Annotated in this window: 13 protein-coding genes; 8 read left to right on the forward strand and 5 right to left on the reverse strand. The window is 61.8% G+C overall.

The window, feature by feature from the left end:
• The first annotated feature begins 178 nt into the window (after positions 1-178).
• The 6 genes from kdpF to SGJ19_14790 all read left to right on the forward strand — a co-directional run bounded on the left by kdpF (position 179) and on the right by SGJ19_14790 (position 8,373).
• Positions 179-271, forward strand: a complete 93-nt coding sequence (gene kdpF, locus SGJ19_14765; GenBank protein MDZ4781509.1) for a K(+)-transporting ATPase subunit F — start codon at positions 179-181, stop codon at positions 269-271.
• Positions 268-2,040 (forward strand): potassium-transporting ATPase subunit KdpA, encoded by a 1,773-nt coding sequence (gene kdpA / locus SGJ19_14770; protein MDZ4781510.1) that lies wholly within the window; start codon positions 268-270, stop codon positions 2,038-2,040. The genes kdpF and kdpA overlap by 4 nt, the downstream gene beginning before the upstream one ends.
• A gap of 109 nt (positions 2,041-2,149) precedes the next feature.
• Entirely contained in the window at positions 2,150-4,222 is a 2,073-nt protein-coding gene (kdpB, locus tag SGJ19_14775) for a potassium-transporting ATPase subunit KdpB (protein ID MDZ4781511.1), read from the forward strand.
• A 42-nt stretch (positions 4,223-4,264) separates the two neighbouring features.
• Positions 4,265-4,840, forward strand: a complete 576-nt coding sequence (kdpC, locus tag SGJ19_14780; GenBank protein ID MDZ4781512.1) for a potassium-transporting ATPase subunit KdpC — start codon at positions 4,265-4,267, stop codon at positions 4,838-4,840.
• Between the two features lie 120 nt (positions 4,841-4,960).
• Positions 4,961-7,681, forward strand: coding sequence for a sensor histidine kinase KdpD (locus tag SGJ19_14785; GenBank protein MDZ4781513.1), 2,721 nt, complete (start codon positions 4,961-4,963; stop codon positions 7,679-7,681).
• Positions 7,678-8,373 (forward strand): response regulator, encoded by a 696-nt coding sequence (locus SGJ19_14790; protein MDZ4781514.1) that lies wholly within the window; start codon positions 7,678-7,680, stop codon positions 8,371-8,373. Before SGJ19_14785 ends, SGJ19_14790 begins: the two co-directional genes overlap by 4 nt.
• A gap of 111 nt (positions 8,374-8,484) precedes the next feature.
• Here SGJ19_14790 and SGJ19_14795 read toward each other — a convergent pair whose 3' ends face one another.
• The 3 genes from SGJ19_14795 to SGJ19_14805 form a co-directional block, all read right to left on the reverse strand.
• The gene (locus SGJ19_14795) at positions 8,485-8,814 is read right to left on the reverse strand and encodes a DUF983 domain-containing protein (GenBank protein MDZ4781515.1); all 330 of its coding nucleotides are present in this window, start codon (positions 8,812-8,814) and stop codon (positions 8,485-8,487) included.
• Positions 8,815-8,855: 41 nt separating this feature from the next.
• Complete coding sequence (locus SGJ19_14800; GenBank protein ID MDZ4781516.1) at positions 8,856-10,241, reverse strand: DUF1501 domain-containing protein; 1,386 nt, start codon at positions 10,239-10,241, stop codon at positions 8,856-8,858.
• A gap of 184 nt (positions 10,242-10,425) precedes the next feature.
• Positions 10,426-13,752, reverse strand: a complete 3,327-nt coding sequence (locus tag SGJ19_14805; GenBank protein ID MDZ4781517.1) for a PSD1 and planctomycete cytochrome C domain-containing protein — start codon at positions 13,750-13,752, stop codon at positions 10,426-10,428.
• Positions 13,753-13,852: 100 nt separating this feature from the next.
• Between SGJ19_14805 and SGJ19_14810 the strand changes: the two genes are divergently transcribed.
• On the forward strand, positions 13,853-14,944 hold the full coding sequence (locus tag SGJ19_14810) for a hypothetical protein (protein ID MDZ4781518.1): 1,092 nt from the start codon (positions 13,853-13,855) through the stop codon (positions 14,942-14,944).
• On the opposite strand, the gene SGJ19_14815 is transcribed toward SGJ19_14810, so the two are convergent.
• Positions 14,886-16,355, reverse strand: a complete 1,470-nt coding sequence (locus SGJ19_14815) for a RimK family protein (protein MDZ4781519.1) — start codon at positions 16,353-16,355, stop codon at positions 14,886-14,888. The two genes, SGJ19_14810 and SGJ19_14815, sit on opposite strands and share 59 nt — an antisense overlap.
• On the reverse strand, positions 16,330-17,085 hold the full coding sequence (locus SGJ19_14820; protein ID MDZ4781520.1) for a C39 family peptidase: 756 nt from the start codon (positions 17,083-17,085) through the stop codon (positions 16,330-16,332). Before SGJ19_14820 ends, SGJ19_14815 begins: the two co-directional genes overlap by 26 nt.
• A 462-nt stretch (positions 17,086-17,547) precedes the next feature.
• Between SGJ19_14820 and infA the strand changes: the two genes are divergently transcribed.
• A complete protein-coding gene (gene infA / locus SGJ19_14825) occupies positions 17,548-17,775 on the forward strand; it encodes a translation initiation factor IF-1 (protein MDZ4781521.1) in 228 nt (75 codons plus the stop codon).
• Positions 17,776-17,804: the final 29 nt, after the last annotated feature.

The following is a 17,804-nucleotide window of genomic DNA, read 5'->3' on the forward strand; positions in this document are numbered from 1 at the left end:
TTTGTGTCGCCGCCGCTAGGATTTCTTCGAAGAGACAGAAATCCAACCCCGAGGGAGCCATGGAACTCACGGTGTTCTTGACGTTGGGCGTGTTATCGGCGGCGACGGCCGGACTGGTCTGGTTGTGCGAACGACTGCGGTGATCTCCGCCAACGCCTTCCGTGAAAGCAGGGAAAACATGTCACTCATTTACTCGATCGGCGCACTCGTTTCGGTGGGCTTGATGATTTACCTGGCCGTCGCCTTGTTGAAGCCGGAGTGGTACTCATGACCGCGAACGCCTGGATGCAATTTGCGTTGTTCTTCATGGTGCTGTTGCTGGCGGTGAAACCGCTGGGGCTGTACATGGCGCGCGTCTATCAAGGGCGCGTGTTCGGGCCGGGATCGAAACTCGGCAAGTGCGAGGCGTGGCTTTATCGCCTGGCGGGCGTGAACCCGAGCGAGGAAGTCGACTGGAAACGCTATGCGGTGGATGTGTTGTTGTTCAATCTCGTCGGGCTCCTAGTGATTTACGCGCTGCAGCGATTTCAAGGCGCGTTGCCGCTGAACCCGCAGGGTCTGCCCGGCGTGGGACCGGATTCGTCGTTCAACACCGCGGTCAGTTTCGCGTCGAACACGAACTGGCAGGGCTACGGCGGCGAGTCGACGATGAGCTATCTGACCCAGATGCTCGGTCTCGGCGTGCAGAACTTCGTCTCCGCCGCGACCGGCATGGCGGTGCTCGTGGCGTTCGTGCGCGGGCTGTCGCGCAAATCGGCGGCGACGATCGGCAACTTTTGGGTCGATCTGACGCGCTCGGCGGTTTATATCCTGTTGCCGATGTCGACGGTGTTGGCCCTCGCGCTGGTCTCGCAAGGCGTCGTGCAGACGTTTGATCCATACAAAGTGGTCTCGGTGGTCGATCCGATCGCGAACGCCGACGGTTTGAGCGTCACGGAACAAACCTTGCCCTTGGGACCGGCGGCATCGCAGATCGCGATTAAGCAACTCGGCACGAATGGCGGCGGGTTCTTCAATGTCAACTCCGCACATCCCTTCGAGAACCCCACGCCGCTGAGCAATTTCCTGCAAGTGCTGGCGATTTTGCTGATTCCCGCGGCGCTTTGCTTCACGTTCGGAGAACTGATTGGCGACCGAAGGCAAGGCTGGGCGATTCTGGCGGCGATGCTGGTCATCTTCGTACCGCTGTTGTTCGCCTGCCAACTCTGCGAACAGGCCGGCAATCCCAAACTCGCGGCACTCGGCGTCAATCAATCGGCCAGCGCCACGCAGTCTGGCGGCAATCTGGAAGGCAAGGAAACCCGCAACGGCATCGTCAATTCCACGCTCTGGGCGACGGCCACGACCGCAGCCTCGAACGGCAGCGTGAACTCGATGCATGATTCGTTCACACCGCTCGGCGGGCTCGTGCCGCTGTGGCTGATGCAGTTGGGCGAAGTCGTGTTCGGCGGCGTCGGCAGCGGGCTGTACGGCATGTTGGCCTTTGCGATCATCGCCGTATTCATCTCCGGCCTGATGGTGGGCCGCACGCCGGAATATCTCGGCAAGAAGATCGAAGCCTATGAGATGAAAATGGCCTCGCTGGTGGTGCTGATCCCGTGCTTCGTCGTACTGACGGGAACTGCGATCGCCGTGCTCGGGCCGGGCCTGGAATACCACGCCGCGGATACCGGCGAGTTGAAGGGAAACCTCAACAATTCCGGCGCGCATGGTTTTTCGGAGGTATTGTATGCCTTCACGTCGGCCGGCAACAACAACGGCAGCGCGTTCGCCGGCCTGAGCGCGAACGTGCCGTTCTACAACCTGGCATTGGGCACGGCGATGCTGATCGCCCGGTACTGGCTGATCGTTCCGACGCTCGCCATCGCCGGATCGCTGGCCGCAAAGAAAATCGCGCCGGTCGGGCTCGGCACGTTGCCGACGCACACGCCGCTGTTCGTGGCGATGCTCGTCGGCGTCGTGGTCATCGTCGGCGCCCTCACGTACGTCCCGGCGCTCGCCCTCGGCCCGATCGTGGAACAATTAATGATGACGCAGTGACAGGAAGTGATGAGTGCGGAGTGATGAGTTTCAGACAAGTTCCAACTCATCACTCATCACTCGAAACCACAATCGACTCAGCTACTACCAACCACCAGCGCATACTCCCATGTCCGCTCAAACCAAAGCTCGCCCGTTGTTTGATTCGCCGATTGTGCGGCGGGCGGTGGTCGATTCGTTCAAGAAACTGGACCCGCGCCACCAGGTCCGCAATCCAGTGATGTTCACCGTGTTTGTCGGCAGTCTGCTGACGACGGGGCTTTGGGTCCAAGCCCTGCTTGGCGACGGCGAGGCGCCGGCAGGCTTTATCTTCGGCATCAGCGTCTGGCTCTGGTTCACGGCACTGTTCGCGAACTTTGCCGAGGCCATGGCCGAAGGGCGCGGGAAGGCGCAGGCGGATTCCCTGCGGCAAGCGCGGCGGGATGTATCGGCGAACAAGCTCGCCGAGCCGCGCCACGACGCCGCCTCACAGAAAGTGAGCGCCTCGACCCTGCGCAAAGGCGACGTCGTGCTGGTCGCCGCTGGCGAACAAGTTCCGGCCGACGGCGAAGTGATTGAGGGGGTCGCCTCGGTGGATGAAAGCGCCATCACCGGCGAAAGCGCACCGGTAATTCGCGAAAGCGGCGGGGATCGCAGCAGCGTCACCGGCGGCACGCGTGTGTTGTCGGATTGGTTGATCGTGCGCATCTCCGCAAATCCGGGCGAGACGTTTCTCGACCGGATGATCTCGCTCGTGGAAGGGGCGAAACGTCAAAAGACGCCCAACGAGATCGCGCTCAACATCCTGCTGGCGGCGATGACGATCATCTTTCTGATGGCGTGCGTCACGCTGCTGCCGTTTTCCATTTACAGCGTCGACGCCGCGGGGCAAGGTTCGCCCATCACTGTAACTGTGCTCGTGGCGCTGCTGGTCTGTTTGATTCCGACGACGATCGGCGGGCTGCTCTCCGCGATCGGCATCGCCGGCATGGACCGGATGATTCAGGCCAACGTGATTGCGATGTCGGGACGCGCGGTCGAAGCCGCCGGCGACGTGGACGTGCTGCTCCTCGATAAGACCGGCACGATCACGCTTGGCAATCGACAGGCCGTGGAGTTTATTCCCGTAAACGGGGTCGACGTCGGATCGTTGGCGGACGCGTCGCAGATCGCTTCGCTGGCCGACGAAACGCCCGAGGGGCGCAGCGTGGTCGTGCTTGCCAAGGAGAAATACGGACTGCGCGGGCGCAATATTCATGACCTCCATGCCACGTTTGTGCCATTCACCGCGCAAACGCGGATCAGCGGCGTCGACATCGACGGCAAGCAAATTCGCAAGGGCGCCGCCGAGGCCATCGAACAATTCGTCAGCGAACGCGGCGGCCGCTATCCGGCGGAACTGAAACAGCAGGTCGAAGAGATTGCGCGACGCGGCGGCACGCCGCTGGTCGTGGCCGAGAATGATCGGCCGCTGGGCGTGATTTACTTGAAAGACATTGTGAAGGGCGGCATCCGCGAGCGTTTCGCCGAGCTCCGACGCATGGGCATCAAGACCGTGATGATCACCGGCGACAATCCACTCACCGCCGCGGCGATTGCGGCCGAAGCGGGCGTCGATGATTTTCTCGCGCAAGCCACGCCCGAGGCGAAGCTCAAGATGATCCGCGAGTACCAGGCCGGTGGGCGGCTGGTGGCAATGACCGGCGACGGCACCAACGATTCGCCGGCGCTCGCGCAAGCGGACGTGGCCGTGGCGATGAACTCCGGCACGCAGGCTGCGAAAGAGGCCGGCAATATGGTCGATCTGGATTCGAATCCGACGAAATTGATCGAAATTGTGGAGATCGGCAAGCAACTGCTGATGACGCGCGGCGCGCTGACGACGTTCAGCATCGCCAATGACGTCGCCAAGTATTTCGCCATCATTCCGGCGGCGTTCGCGACGACCTACCCCGTACTCAACCGATTGAACATCATGCACCTGGCGACGCCTTCGAGCGCAATCCTCGCGGCGGTGATCTTCAACGCTTTGATTATCGTGCTGTTGATTCCCTTGGCGCTACGCGGCGTGCGCTACCGCGCGGTCGGCGCCGCGACATTGCTGCGCGACAACCTGTTGATCTACGGCCTCGGCGGCCTGATCGTTCCGTTCATCGGAATCAAGCTGGTCGACCTGGCGCTGGTGGCTCTTCACATCGCGTGAAGACTATACGAGTCGCTCATCTTTTTCACAAAGTCCATTCCCATGTTTCGCTCAGTACGTACCGCCGTCATCGTCTATTCCGTCCTCACGCTCATCACCGGCGTAGTGTATCCGCTTGTCATCACCGGCGTTTCCCAAGTGCTGTTTCACGATCAAGCGAACGGCAGCGTCCTGCTGCGCGGCGAGACGGCCGTAGGCTCATCGTTGATCGGCCAAGCGTTCGATGACCCGCGTTACTTTTGGGGCCGACCATCGGCCACGAGTCCAGCGTACAACGGCGCCGCATCGTCCGGCAGTAACTTGGGCCCGACCAACCCGGCGCTGCTCGACGCCGTCGCGGAACGCGTCAGCACCCTTCGCGCCGCACATCCCACCCAGACCGGCGCGATTCCTGGCGATTTGGTCACCGCCTCGGCTAGCGGACTCGATCCGCACATCAGCCCGGCCGCGGCGCAATTTCAGATCGATCGCGTCGCTACGGCCCGAGGTCTTCCCGTCGATCAAATCACGGCCCTTGTCGCCGCTCACACCCAATCGCGCACGTTCGGAATGCTCGGCGAGCCACGCGTCAACGTCCTGGAATTGAATCTGGCCCTGGACACCGTGCATCGACCATAGTTCTCGCATCTCCTTTCGACCTCCTTTTTCTGCGTGTTTCGCGTGTTTCGCGGGCAATAACGCTGTCTCTCCGAGGTCACAGACCTCGGCTACAGCAGCAAGAGACGCTAAGCTTTACTTATGGACGATGCTCGGCCGAATCCTGATGCATTGCTGGAGCAAGTCGCCGCGGCGGAGTCGGCGGCGCGGCGGGGCAAGCTGAAAATCTTCTTCGGCTACGCCGCGGGCGTCGGCAAGACCTTTGCCATGTTGCAAGCCGCTCAGCGGGAGCGTGCCGCGGGCGTTGAGGTCGTCGTCGGGTACGTCGAGCCGCACGGCCGCGCCGAAACCGAAGCCTTGCTGACGGGCCTCGACATGTTACCGCCGTTGCGCATTCCCTATCGCGGCGTGGAACTGCTGGAATTCAATCTCGATGCGGCCCTGGCGCGCCGGCCCAAGCTGATTCTGGTGGATGAGCTGGCCCACTCGAACGCCGAGGGCTGCCGGCATTCCAAGCGCTGGCAAGATGTGCAGGAATTGCTCGGCGCCGGCATCGACGTTTACAGCACGCTCAATGTGCAGCACATCGAGAGCATCAACGACGTCATCGCCAAGATCAGCGGAGTCGTCGTGCATGAACGCCTGCCCGATTCGGTTGTGGAACAAGCCGACGACTTGGAATTGGTCGACATTACGCCTGAGGGGTTGATCGAACGTCTTAAGGCGGGCAAGGTGTATCTGCCGCAGCAGGCCGAGCGCGCGATCCAGAACTTTTTTCAGAAGGCAAATCTCGTCGCGCTGCGCGAACTCTCCTTTCGCCAAGCGGCGGCGCGATTACATCGCGAAGTGGATTGGCAGCGAGCGCTGCGCAAGGACCAAGCGCCCTGGGCCACGAGTGACCGTGTACTGGTATGTATCGGGCCCAGCCCAACGACGGCGCGGGTGGTGCGCACCGCCAAGCGATTGGCCACGGCGCTCGATGCCGAATGGGCAGGCGTGTCCGTCGATACTGGCCGAGTGGAAGCGGAGTCGCCGGACGTGCGCGAACGCATCGCCAAGCATTTGCGCCTGGTGGAACAACTCGGGGGCGAGACCCACACGCTGGTCGGCGCGGACGTGGCGGCCACGATCTTGAGTTGGGCGCGCGATCAGAATGTCACCAAGATCGTCGTCGGCAAGACGGCCGAAAGTTGGTGGCGGCGCATCCGGCAAGGTTCCGTCGTGCAGCGACTCCTGCGCGATTGCGGCGACATCGACGTGTATGTCATCCACGGCGAACGAGAACCGCTCACGCCAAGAAAGGCCGCGACAACGGTGCGTTCGGTATGGCGGTGGGATGGCTACTTGCGCGCCGCGTTGATCGTCGCTGTTTGTACGCTCGTCGGCTGGTTGTTTCACGCATGGGGCCTCGCCGAGGCCAATATCGTAATGCAGTACCTGCTCGGCGTGGCGCTCGTGGCGGTGCGCTACGGGCGCGGGCCGGCGCTGGCGGCCACGGTGGCGAGCGTTATGTTGTTCGACATCGTGTTCGTCCCGCCCTATTACACGATCGCCGTCAGCGATTCGGAATACTTGCTGACGTTCATCGTGATGCTGATCATTTGCATTTTGATCAGCACGCTGACCGCGCGGCTGCAGGCGCAGGTCAAGGCCGCGAGTATTCGTGAACGGCGCACGGCGGCGCTCTACCATCTGACGCGTAGCCTGTCGCAGATTTCTGGGACGGACTTCCTGTTGCAACTTGCGGGCAAGCAACTCGCCGAGATCTTTCGCGGCGAAGTGGCCATCTACCTACGCGAGCCGACTGGCGCTGTGACGCCGCGGTTCGGCGCCGCATCGGAAATTGCTAGGCACCCTGTCAACCCACTCGTTGCGCATTGGGTGGCGAACCACGCGCAAGTCGCCGGCGCGGGTACAGATACGCTGCCAAACGGGTCGGCACTGTTTGTGCCCCTCGAAGGTTCGCAGCGCGTGATCGGAGCGCTTGGTATCCGTTGCGACGACTTGATCGTCTACCACGACCCGGAGCAGTTCCGCCTACTGGAAACATGCGCCGGTGTGATCGCCCAAGCGATCGAGCGCGATCAAATCGCGCTGGAAGCGCATGAAGCCAAGCTGCAAACCGAAGCGGAACGCTTGCGGAACAGCTTGCTCAGCGCCGTATCGCATGACTTGCGTACGCCGCTGGCCGCGATCGCCGGGGCGAGCAGCACGCTCATCGCCGAACACGACACGCTCGCCGCGGACACGCGCCGCGAACTCGCGGAATCGATCTACGCCGAAACCGATCGCCTCAACCGTCTCGTGGCCAATCTTCTCGACATGACGCGCCTCGAAGGGGGTGCAATGACGCTCAACAAGGAGTGGCAATCGCTGGAGGAAATCATCGGCGTCGTGCTGCGAAGATTGAGCGGTCGCTTGGCGAATCATCCCGTGACGACGCGTTTGCCGCCGGACTTGCCGCTGGTGCCGTGCGACGACGTGCTGATTCAGCAGGTGTTGATGAACTTGCTGGAGAACGCGGTCAAATACTCGCCGCCCGGCGCCGCGATCGACATCGCTGCTCAGGCGCGCGCCAAGGATATCGTCGTCGAAGTCGCCGACCGCGGCCGCGGACTCGCCCCGGGCGATGAGCAACGCGTGTTCGATAAATTCTACAGGGCCAGTCCCGGAGGGCTGCCGGGCAGCGTCGGCCTGGGGTTGACGATCTGCCGCGGTATCCTCGATCTGCACGGCGGGCGCATCTGGGCCGAGAACCGCGCCGGTGGCGGCGCGTGTTTTCGGTTCGCACTTCCGCTCGGAACGAGTGAGCCGAGCAGCGCACCCATCGCAGCGACGATGCAACCCACCGGCGCCACATGACCAACCCAGCGCGGATCTTGATCGTCGAGGACGAACCGGAAATTCTCCGGTTTCTGCGGGTTTCTTTGGAGCACCATGGGTTCCGGTTGACGGAAGTGACCACCGTGCGCGAGGCCATCACGCAAGCGGCGATGCAACCGCCCGATTTGATGATTCTCGATCTGGGATTGCCGGACGGCGATGGGCTGGACGTGATCAAGAATGTCCGCGGCTGGTCGCCGCTGCCGATCGTCGTGCTCTCCGCCCGAGGGCAGGAACAGGACAAAGTCCACGCCCTCGACGCCGGCGCCGACGATTACCTCACTAAGCCTTTTGGCATCGAAGAATTGCTGGCCCGCGTGCGCGTCGCCCTGAGGCACGCGGCGCGCACCGCGGGAGATGATGCGGCGGCGGTGTTCCAGGTCGGCGACTTGTGCGTCGACCAGGCGGCGCGTCGCGTGACCGTGCATGGCGGCGAAGTGCATCTGACGCCGACCGAATACAAGCTATTGACGCTGCTCGTACGACACGCCGGCAAAGTGATGACGCATCGCCAGTTGCTCAAAGAAGTCTGGGGACCCGGCAGTGCGCATGAAACTCAATACCTACGCGTCTTTATGGCGGCGCTACGGCAAAAGCTCGAAGACCAGCCGGCGCAGCCGCGCTATCTGCTGACAGAACTCGGCGTCGGCTACCGACTGGCTGCGGAATGAGAAAGCATGGATCGTGGAAACTAAGCCCAGGGAAGGTCATCCCGAGTCATTGCAATTGGCAAAGTCTTCGAGGACCTTCCCTGGGCTTTTCGGCGTCAGTGCCGAAAGACGTTAGCGCGGATCGAACCGCTGATCGAAGTGCAGCCAGGCCACGCGTGAGTAGCGCAGCAAGAGGGGCGACATCAACGCGAGTTGCGCCATCACCACGCCGAAGATCGCCCAGGGCGAATACTCGTGGTAGAACATCACCGCGCAGATCGGCAGCGACGCCAGAATGCCGAGGCCGTAGCTGAAGTACATCGCCCCGAGAAAAAAGCCAGGCTCGCGCGCGAACTTCAGCCCGCACTCGGGACAATGCTCGTGCATCACGAGCAACGACTGAAAGGCCTTGCCCCGCAAGCAACGGGGACAGCGTAAACCGAAGATGGCGCGCCAATGCATCGTGAATCACTGTTTCTTTACGTTGTGTCTTGCGCGCCGGCCTAGGCCAGGATTCCGTCCACCACGTTGCCATGCACATCCGTCAAGCGCATGTCGCGCCCGCCGAAACGGAAGGTGAGGCGCTTGTGGTCGACGCCGAGCAGATGCAGCATCGTGGCGTGGAGATCGTGAATCTCGACGCGATCGCGAATCGCCTTGTAGCCGAACTCGTCGGTCTCGCCGTACACCGTGCCGCCCCGCACGCCGCCGCCGGCCAGCCAAATGGTGAAGCCGAATGGATCGTGATCGCGCCCGTCCCCTTGCGCGAACGGCGTGCGGCCAAACTCGCCCGCCCAGACGACGAGCGTCGATTCCAGCAATCCCCGCGCTTGCAAGTCTTCCAAGAGCGCCGCGATCGGTTGATCGACCGCGAGGGCGTTCATTTCGTGCCCTTGCTTCAATCCCGCGTGCTGGTCCCAGCGATCGTTGCCGTTCGTCTTGGGACAGGTTAGCTCGACGAACCGCGCGCCGCGCTCGATCAACCTGCGCGCCAACAGGCATTGCGCGGCGTAGACACGGGTGGGCTCATAACCAGCCTCCATGCCGTAGAGACGTTTCATCATCGCGGTCTCGCCGGAGAGATCCATCAACTCCGGCACCGCGGTTTGCATGCGAAACGCGGTCTCGTAGTTTGCGATGGCCGCTTCGATTTCCGGCTGCGCGCCGTGGCGCGTTTGCGCTTCACCGTCGAGCGCGGCGATCAAGTCGAGTTTCCGGCGCTGTTCCCCGGCCGTTTTTTCCCGCGGAATAATGTTCGCCACCGGCGGATCGCCGCTGCGGAAAATCGACGCCTGGTACGCGGCCGGCAAGAATCCGCTGTTGAAATTGTCGATGCCGCCGGGCGGAATCAGCCCGCCATTCAGCACAATGAACCCGGGCAACTCGGCGTTTTCGCTACCGAGGCCGTAGCTGGTCCAAGCCCCCATGCTCGGGCGACCCTGGATGCCGGTGCCGGTGTGAAGAAAGTAGTTTGCGCTCGTGTGTTCCGGAAACTGCGCGACCATCGAGCGGACGATCGCCAGCTTGTCGACATGTCGCGCGACGTGCGGGAACAAGTCGCTCACCCAGGCGCCGCACTGGCCATGTTGCTGGAACTTCCAGGGCGAAGCGGTGATGGCGCCGACATTATCGAACTGCGTGGGCTCGACTTTGAACAACGTACTGGGATCGACGCCGTGATGCTTCTCCAGAATCGGCTTGTAATCGAACGTATCGACCTGCGACGGCCCGCCGTCCATGTAGAGGAAAATGACGTTACGGGCCTTGGCCGCATGATGCAGCGCCGTCAGGTTGGCATTGTGCGGCAACATGTTAGCTGCGCGCGATGCATCCGCCCACAGCGCCGCCAAGGCCATCGCGCCGAACCCGTTCGCGCAGCGCGCAAGCATTTCGCGGCGCGAGTGCGGCGTCGGGATGTAGTGGCGGCAGTGCATGATTCAGGTCAATGTTGGATCGATTCTCGATACCGGTCGGACGCACCAGCCGGGAGGAGACGACGTCGTTGAGAGTGTCAACTTTGCGTTGAAAACGACGTCCGCTCTCCCTCGCTGGCGCTACGGGCTGGTGTTGGCGTTAGTTCACGAAGACGAACTCCTTCACGTTCCAAAGTGCATGCGCCAGGTCCTTCCAGGCGTTCTCGCCAGCCTCGTTCACGAAGGCTTCGCATTGCGCTCGCTCGGAATCCGTGGGCGAACGTCCGAAGCACTCCTCGTACATGCTACCGATTCGATCCGCGTTTCCCTCGACCTCTGAACAGATTGTCTGAGCCCAACGGCTGGACAATTCGTGCACCAGCGGGTCGTTGAGCATTACCAGCGATTGCGCCGGCACGTTCGAAACGCTGCGACGCCCGACCGTGGAAAACGGAATCGGCGTGTCGAACGCCAGCATCATCGGCGAGGGGAAGTTGCGGCGCACCTCGAGGTAAATGCTCCGCCGATTCGCACCATCGAGCGGGCCGCTGTTCTCCGGTCGTCCGCGGCCTTCCATGAATGAATCCAAGTGCGTCGGAACAGATCGCCCGTATGGTCGGCGATCGAGGCTGCCAGAAATTTGCAACATCGCGTCGCGAATGGCCTCTCCTTCCAATCGCCGGACACGGGCGCGGGAAAGCAAGAGATTCTGCGGATCGCTCGGCGGCCCGACCGTTTCGCCTCCGGACGCCAGCCGATAAGTGCTCGACAAGGTGAGTTCGCGAATCAACCGCTTGATGGACCAACCGTCGTGAATGAATTTCGTTGATAAATAGTCGAGCAACTCCGGATGCGTGGGCATGTCGCCCATCACGCCAAAGTTGTCGACCGAGGCCACGATGCCGCGTCCAAACAAGTGATGCCATACGCGGTTGACCATCACGCGCGGCAGCAACGGATTCGCCTTGGCATCGGTCAACTGTCGCGCCAGTTCTAAACGCCCGCTTCCGGACCCGGTCGCCAGTGGTGCGTCGCCGTACAATGCTTCGAGCCCGCGACGGGGCGTGGCGACGCCCAGGTTTTTCCAGGAGCCGCGCAGGAACACGTGTTCATCGACGCCGGTGTTGTCCTGCATCGCCATGCAAAGGCGCGACTCCGTCTTGATCCTCGCCAGCACCTGCGCTCGCCTTGCTTTCCAATCGTCGGCCAGCGCAGCGACCGGCGCAAATGCGGCATCGGGGTCAGGCGTGAACAGCGATGGATTCGCAAGGGCCCAGTTCGCCAATCGCGCGTCGTGAGCGGCGTGTTCTTCGTCGATCGCTCTCGCATCTTCGAGCCGAGCGAGCAACGCCGCAAAGCGATTGCGCAACGCCGCGGCCATCGAGTCCGGCGTGGCGCTGGCGTCGACAGGCACCAGGCCGGCTAATGAATCTTCCAGAGGCGCTGGCGGAGTCGCTCCCTGCGCCACGGCGCTGACCTCGATCGTTTGCTCTTTGGCAGGCGTGAATTCTAGGTGTGCCGTGCGGCCGACGTATTCGCTCAGGTCGCGCTCCACCCAACGCCATGCGCCTTCGGTATTGAACCCGCCGACGAGCACGCCATGTAGCGGGCCTGCGATGAGCGCGTGTTGGTCGACGGTCGCATAGACCTGGCCAACGCCGCGCACGAGCACATAAACTTTACCCTGCACGGTGAAATTCGGCGTGTAGAGCGTCCGCCCTGGCCGCACGACGTTGCCGACCGCGCCCGGTTCCAATTGATGTTCGGCCGCCAAGGTGCGCACGTCCCAGGCCGGATCGAACACGGCCGCGCCTCGTTCCGCGAACTCGATGCGCGGCGCAGTTGTTCCGCGCGAGATGGCTACCGATCCCGGCGACCGCGGCGCGAGACCGTAACTCACGTCGTCCGGCAGCCATTTTTCCGGCGCAAGTTGGGAGTAATCAACGATCATCTCGATGGAAGGCGGCGTCACTTCATCGCAGCTAGCCGTGGGCGCTTCGGCAACTTGATCCGGCGTGGCAATCGCCTGCGCGTAAGCGTGGAAGAGATCGTTGTCGTCGTCCACGGCGTTCGTCAACCGCCGTCCCCAGGCGCGAAGTACCCGCGCGTCCAACCCGCGTTCCGCCGCGATATCATCCACGACCAGAGATTCGTCAGCGAACAGATCGCGCACGGCCAACAAGTAGGCGTCGAGCCGTTCCACGGTGGGACGTAGCGCCAGCGCCGCCGCGGCGCGGAGCGGTTGCTGTGCTGCGCGATCGATCGCGTCCAACTCGACAGCCAATTGGCGATCCTGCTCCAACGTCTCGAACCGCGCCAGTCGCCCGCTGCTGCTTTCCAGGAAGCCGAACAGCGCGTAGTAGTCGCGATTGGAGATGGCGTCGAACTTATGGTCATGGCACCGGGCACAGGCCACGGTCAATCCCAGAAAGGTTTTCGACATCACGTCGATACGATTGTCGAACCGATCCGCCTGGTCCTGCCGCGTATCGACGGGCGAATGCAGTTCCTCACCGAGAAACCAAAATCCGGTGCCGATGAGCGACTCGTTGAAGCGTTCGGTCGGATGCAATCGCGGTTCCGGCAGTAAGTCTCCCGCCAGGTGTTCGACGACGAACTGATCGTAAGGAACGTCGGCGTTCAAAGCCCGGATCACATAGTCGCGATATTCCCAGGCGTTGGGGGCCGCATAATCGAACTCGTGCCCTTTCGTCTCCGCGTAGCGCACCAGGTCAAGCCAGTGCCGCGCCCAACGCTCGCCAAAGTGGGGCGACGCCAGCAGGCGATCGACGACCTTTTCGTGCGCCTCCGGAGACGCATCCGCGACAAACGCGTTGATTTCCTCGATCGTCGGCGGCAGGCCGATCAGATCGAACGTCACGCGTCGCAACCAAGTGCGGCGATCGGCCTCGCCCACCGGAGCAATGCCGGCGGCCTCCAACTTGGCAAGGATGAATCGGTCCACATCTCCGCGCGGCCAGGATTTGTTTTTTACTGTCGGCGGCTCGACGGTTTGGATCGGCTGCCACGCCCAATGCGTCTGCTTGCGAGCTTGCAAGTCAAACGAGGCTTTGGACTCCGTCGTCGGTGTTGGTGCAGCGGCCTCTTCCGGCCAAGGCGCGCCGCGGCGAATCCATTCCCGCAAGTGTTCAATCGCCTCGTCCGGCAACTTACCGTCGGGCGGCATTTGCAGGTCGACGTCGTTGTACGAGATCGCTCGCAGCAGGCGGCTTTGATCGAGATCGCCGGGAACGATCGCCGGCCCGTTTTCGCCGCCGTGCAGCACGCCGTCGCGGGAATCGAGCCTCAACCCGGCGTCCGGTTCGTCCGCCTGGTCGGAATGGCACTCATAGCAGCGTTCGACCAGCACCGGTCGGACGTGCTTTTCGAAGAATTCCAAATCCGCCGGGTCAACATCGGCAGCCCAGCCCGACCGGCCAACGCCCAGCAAGCAGACCAACGCGAAGATCCAACCCAAACGCGACATGCCAACAAACCCGGCCAAGGGAGCGCAACTGCCACTAGCTCTAGAATATCAGGCAGGGGGGAAGTTTTGGACCCCTGGGGGCGGGTTTTGCCGCATAAGCGTGTTGGCATCGGCGGTGAGAGCTGCGCCAGGCGGCAACGTCGTATCAACCGAATCGTTGAACCACTTCAAACCGCACGGGAACAGGCCCATCCTGGGGTATGACTTTCAGAATCGCGTGACCCAATCCGCGTTCATCTCGGGCGAAGAACAAACGCTCTTTCGTGCGGCCGCCGAGTTCATCCAAGAACAGCCAGTGACCGACGCGAGAGCCTTTGTACCGACATTCGCGCAACTTCGTGCATTGCCAAGTCGTCAATACATTCTCAGCGACCAGAAACGAACAGAAGGCAGTGACCGTGTCCGGCAACCTGGTGGCGGGAAGATAATTCTTGCGATAGCGCTCAACGAGTTCACCCACCGCCCGCTCGGTCGCCAGACCACTTCGGCGGAGAAGTTCGACGAAGCCTTCGAATTCGTCGGGCCATGGATAATCCATTGTGTGACACTGCATTTTGAGCAATGCCCGCTTCGTTCGTTGCTATGCAGCCCCTACAGCCGCATAGACTTTGCCATGCTGCGTCAGCCACGCCAAGTCGCCTTGCTCAGCGTGTTCCTTTACCTCGCGCAGCAACTCCACGGTTTCAGCCTCGTAGCACGGTTCGCTAGGGTCGTCCGGCGGAATGACCATTTCCACTTCAACGGCTACGACGTATTGATCCGTTTGGATCAACCGCGTTCGTTTGATTCGTTCGCCAGCAATACGCATTGCTCAATCCACATCAAAGAAGTGAACGGTTACCAATTTCGCAAGGTCGCTCCGTTGCATGTATGCCCATACAGCCTTGAACTCGGTCCCGTCAGGCAGTATTTCGCGAACTTCCACCGTTGGATTGGGCTGCGAATCCTGATTCTCACGCAAGCATGCGCCGTCTTCGAGCCCTACGACGGCCTGCCATTCCATTATACCGCGAAGTTCCAGCCGTTCGGAAGCATGCTGACCGATAACATAGCGTTCCTCGCGAACAAGGCGTCGCAAATGCTCGAAAAGGCGGGACATAGACGATTCCCATTCAACCAATTGTTCGGCCCTGTTACGCCCTCGCCAGCCCCGCCTTCCGGCTTTCAATCCGTTCCAGGAACACCTCCATGATGCGGCGATAGAGTTCTTCGCGGAGGATTGAATCTTCGAAGCCGGAGTCGATGTTGGGGTTGTCGTTCACCTCGATGACGTAGCATTCCTTGCCGGATTGCTTGAGGTCGACCCCGTAGAGGCCGTCGCCGATCAGGTTGGCGGCTTTGAGCGCCGTGCGCATGACGTTCCGAGGCGCGAGCTCGGCCGGCATGGTTTCCACCTTGCCGTACTCATGCTTGCCGGGGCCCTCGCTCTTGCGGATTTGCCAGTGCTTGGGCGCCATGTGGTATTTGCAGGCGAACAGCGGGCGCTGGTCGAAGATGGTGATCCGCCAATCGAAATCGGTCGGCAGGAATTCCTGCGCGACGACCAGGTCGGATTTGCCGAGGAATTCCTCGCATTGCGCGGCCAAGTCCTCCTCGTTCTCGGCCTTGACGACGCCGCGCGAGAACGAGGAATCGGGCTGCTTCAGCACGCACGGAAAGCCCAACTGGCTGCCGATTTCTTCGATGTTGTCGCGATGGACAATCAGCGTGCGCGGGATCGGCACTTTGTGGCGCGCGAGTAACTCCGCCAGATAGACCTTGTTCGAGCACTTCATAATCGACTCGGGGTCGTCGACCACGACGAGCCCTTCGATCGCCGCGCGGCGGGCGAAGCGATAGGTGTGGTGGTTGACCTGCGTCGTCTCGCGAATGAACAGCGCGTCGAACTCGGCGATGCGGCCATAGTCGTCGCGGGTGATCAGTTCCGCGCCGAGCTTCATTGATTCCGCGGCTTTGATGAACTTCTGAATCGCCTTGCTGTTCGACGGCGGCAACTCTTCGTCGGGATTGGTGAGGATCGCCAGGTCGTATTTCGGCGCGGTTTTCTTTTTGAACGCCGCGGTGCGACCGGCGAAATGCTCGTTGGCCGTCTGGAACACGAACGGGCGGTGCTGCATGGGGATATCGCCCACCGGCACCGGCGTGATGTTGCGCAGCGTCCATTTGCCGTTGCGCGTGAACTGCGCGCGGAGCATCGGCGCGTGGAACAGATTGAACAACTCGCGCGAGAGTTTGTCGTACCGCTTGGCCAGGTTGCGGCCGAAGTAGATGCTCAGCGTGAACTTGTCGGACTGGATCGGCGACAGGCTCTGCTGGATCAGTTCGTCCAGGTCATCGGACACCATCCGCACGACCGTCTGCGACTTCATGTCCTGCACGGCGGTGATATCCGGCAATGGTCGATGCCCGCGCGCCGTCGCCAGCAGCGTGACGTAATAGCCCGTGCTCTGGTAGCGGTAGGAACGGCAGAGGTTCAGGAGTTTGACGCCGCGCATCTCGCCGTATTCCGGCTTGGTGAGATACGAGCGTGCCCCGACCACTTCGGCCCCTTCGACTTTGAAGGGCCATTCCTTGACGTTATTGACTACGATCAGAATCGGCATGTTCCGGGGTCCGACGCTTCGTGCGTGGTTCGATGATCAAGAGGTTCGCGTCGTGGGTGACCACGCCCAACAAGATGGCGCCAATCACACGATCGATGCTCACGAGGTACTCGCAGGTTTCCGACAACGGATTCGGGAACAACGGATCGGCGACCAGCACTTCGCGGGTCTCACGGTTGTAACCGGCAAGAATGACGAAGTGACCGGCGGGTTGTCCGCGGATGTCATCGTCAATTTGTTCAGGACCGTACTCGCGGCACGAGCGATGCAAGTACGTCGAGCTGAGCCCCGTGATGATTGGCCGGCCGGTGTTGAGATACCGGCGGACAAGCGCGGTCGTCAAATCCTCGAAACGCAGCCGGCCGCCGTGCTCCAAGTATTCGATGTAGGCCTTGCTCGCGAACTGCAGACGGCGCTTTTTCGTCTTGAACGCCATCTGGGCGCGCAGGCGATTCGCCAACTCCTCCGCGGATAGTTCCCGTTCGAACCAACTCGGGTCGAACACGGGCAGGTTATAGGTGAAGATTTTCGCCGCGTAGTCGCGCTTCAGGGCGTCGCACGCCAGCCAGACCGCCAGTGTGCCGCCATCGTCCAGTTTCGGGATGCCGGCGATCAAGGCGTCGAGCGGCAACTCCAGCCCGTAATACCGATAAATGGCATGTAGACAGGTCGGGCCGCACGTTTCATCGTCCGGCTGCCGCAAGATGTCGATGCGCAGCTTGGTCTCCACCCGCCCAGACCCCCTCCGTAGTCAGTCCCTCGACGCTCCGTCTGTGAGGATGGCTCCTCAACCCTGGCATTGTAGTGGTCGGGGGGATCGGCGTGAATGCGGCTTTCGTTGTACCGGAGGCCCGGCGATTTGCTCTAAAGCGAGTCGGCGCCGCGAATGTGCCTTCTGCAGCCGGGGTCTGTGACCTATAGGGGGGAGGACACGGCGACCCAATAAATCGTCGTCGCGGATCCCGGCGCAGGGCGAATGGTGCGTTCGTGGACAGCGCGGCCGAGGTCACAGACCTCGGCTACAGAAGTCGGAAGTGGGACGGAGAGGATTCAATTGCCCTTATTGGCCTAGCCGCACCAGTTTACGCAACGTGCTATAAAGTATAAGATACGCGAATCTCGCAATATTTGAGCCAACCGTCGGCGGGCGAGTCGCGGGGCAAGTTCCGGTCACAGAGGGCGCTGTAAGCCTATGGCAGAAAAGCAAAAAGAAGAAGGTCTCGAAGTCGAAGGCGTCGTGACGCAAGCGTTGGCGAATACCCGCTTTCGCGTCACCATCGACGGCGGCCACGTCGTCACCGCTCACGTCGCGGGAAAAATGCGCAAGAATTTCATTCGCATCGTGCCCGGCGATCGGGTCAAAGTCGAGTTGTCGCCGTACGACCTGACCAAGGGTCGAATCACGTTCCGCGAGCGGTAATCGCGCCGCTCGCCAGCCGGTACGCCGGG

It is taken from the genome of Planctomycetia bacterium, from assembly GCA_034440135.1.
GTDB lineage: Bacteria > Planctomycetota > Planctomycetia > Pirellulales > JALHLM01 > JALHLM01.

Excerpts from the sequence above, each read along its gene's own strand:
- SGJ19_14785 (MDZ4781513.1), top strand. The coding sequence starts at position 4,961 with ATGGACGATGCTCGGCCGAATCCTGATGCATTGCTGGAGCAAGTCGCC.
- kdpF (MDZ4781509.1), top strand. The coding sequence starts at position 179 with ATGTCACTCATTTACTCGATCGGCGCACTCGTTTCGGTGGGCTTGATG.
- kdpC (MDZ4781512.1), top strand. The coding sequence starts at position 4,265 with ATGTTTCGCTCAGTACGTACCGCCGTCATCGTCTATTCCGTCCTCACG.
- SGJ19_14815 (MDZ4781519.1), bottom strand. The coding sequence starts at position 16,355 with ATGCCGATTCTGATCGTAGTCAATAACGTCAAGGAATGGCCCTTCAAA.
- SGJ19_14805 (MDZ4781517.1), bottom strand. The coding sequence starts at position 13,752 with ATGTCGCGTTTGGGTTGGATCTTCGCGTTGGTCTGCTTGCTGGGCGTT.
- infA (MDZ4781521.1), top strand. The coding sequence starts at position 17,548 with ATGGCAGAAAAGCAAAAAGAAGAAGGTCTCGAAGTCGAAGGCGTCGTG.
- SGJ19_14790 (MDZ4781514.1), top strand. The coding sequence starts at position 7,678 with ATGACCAACCCAGCGCGGATCTTGATCGTCGAGGACGAACCGGAAATT.
- kdpB (MDZ4781511.1), top strand. The coding sequence starts at position 2,150 with ATGTCCGCTCAAACCAAAGCTCGCCCGTTGTTTGATTCGCCGATTGTG.
- kdpA (MDZ4781510.1), top strand. The coding sequence starts at position 268 with ATGACCGCGAACGCCTGGATGCAATTTGCGTTGTTCTTCATGGTGCTG.
- SGJ19_14800 (MDZ4781516.1), bottom strand. The coding sequence starts at position 10,241 with ATGCTTGCGCGCTGCGCGAACGGGTTCGGCGCGATGGCCTTGGCGGCG.
- SGJ19_14795 (MDZ4781515.1), bottom strand. The coding sequence starts at position 8,814 with ATGCATTGGCGCGCCATCTTCGGTTTACGCTGTCCCCGTTGCTTGCGG.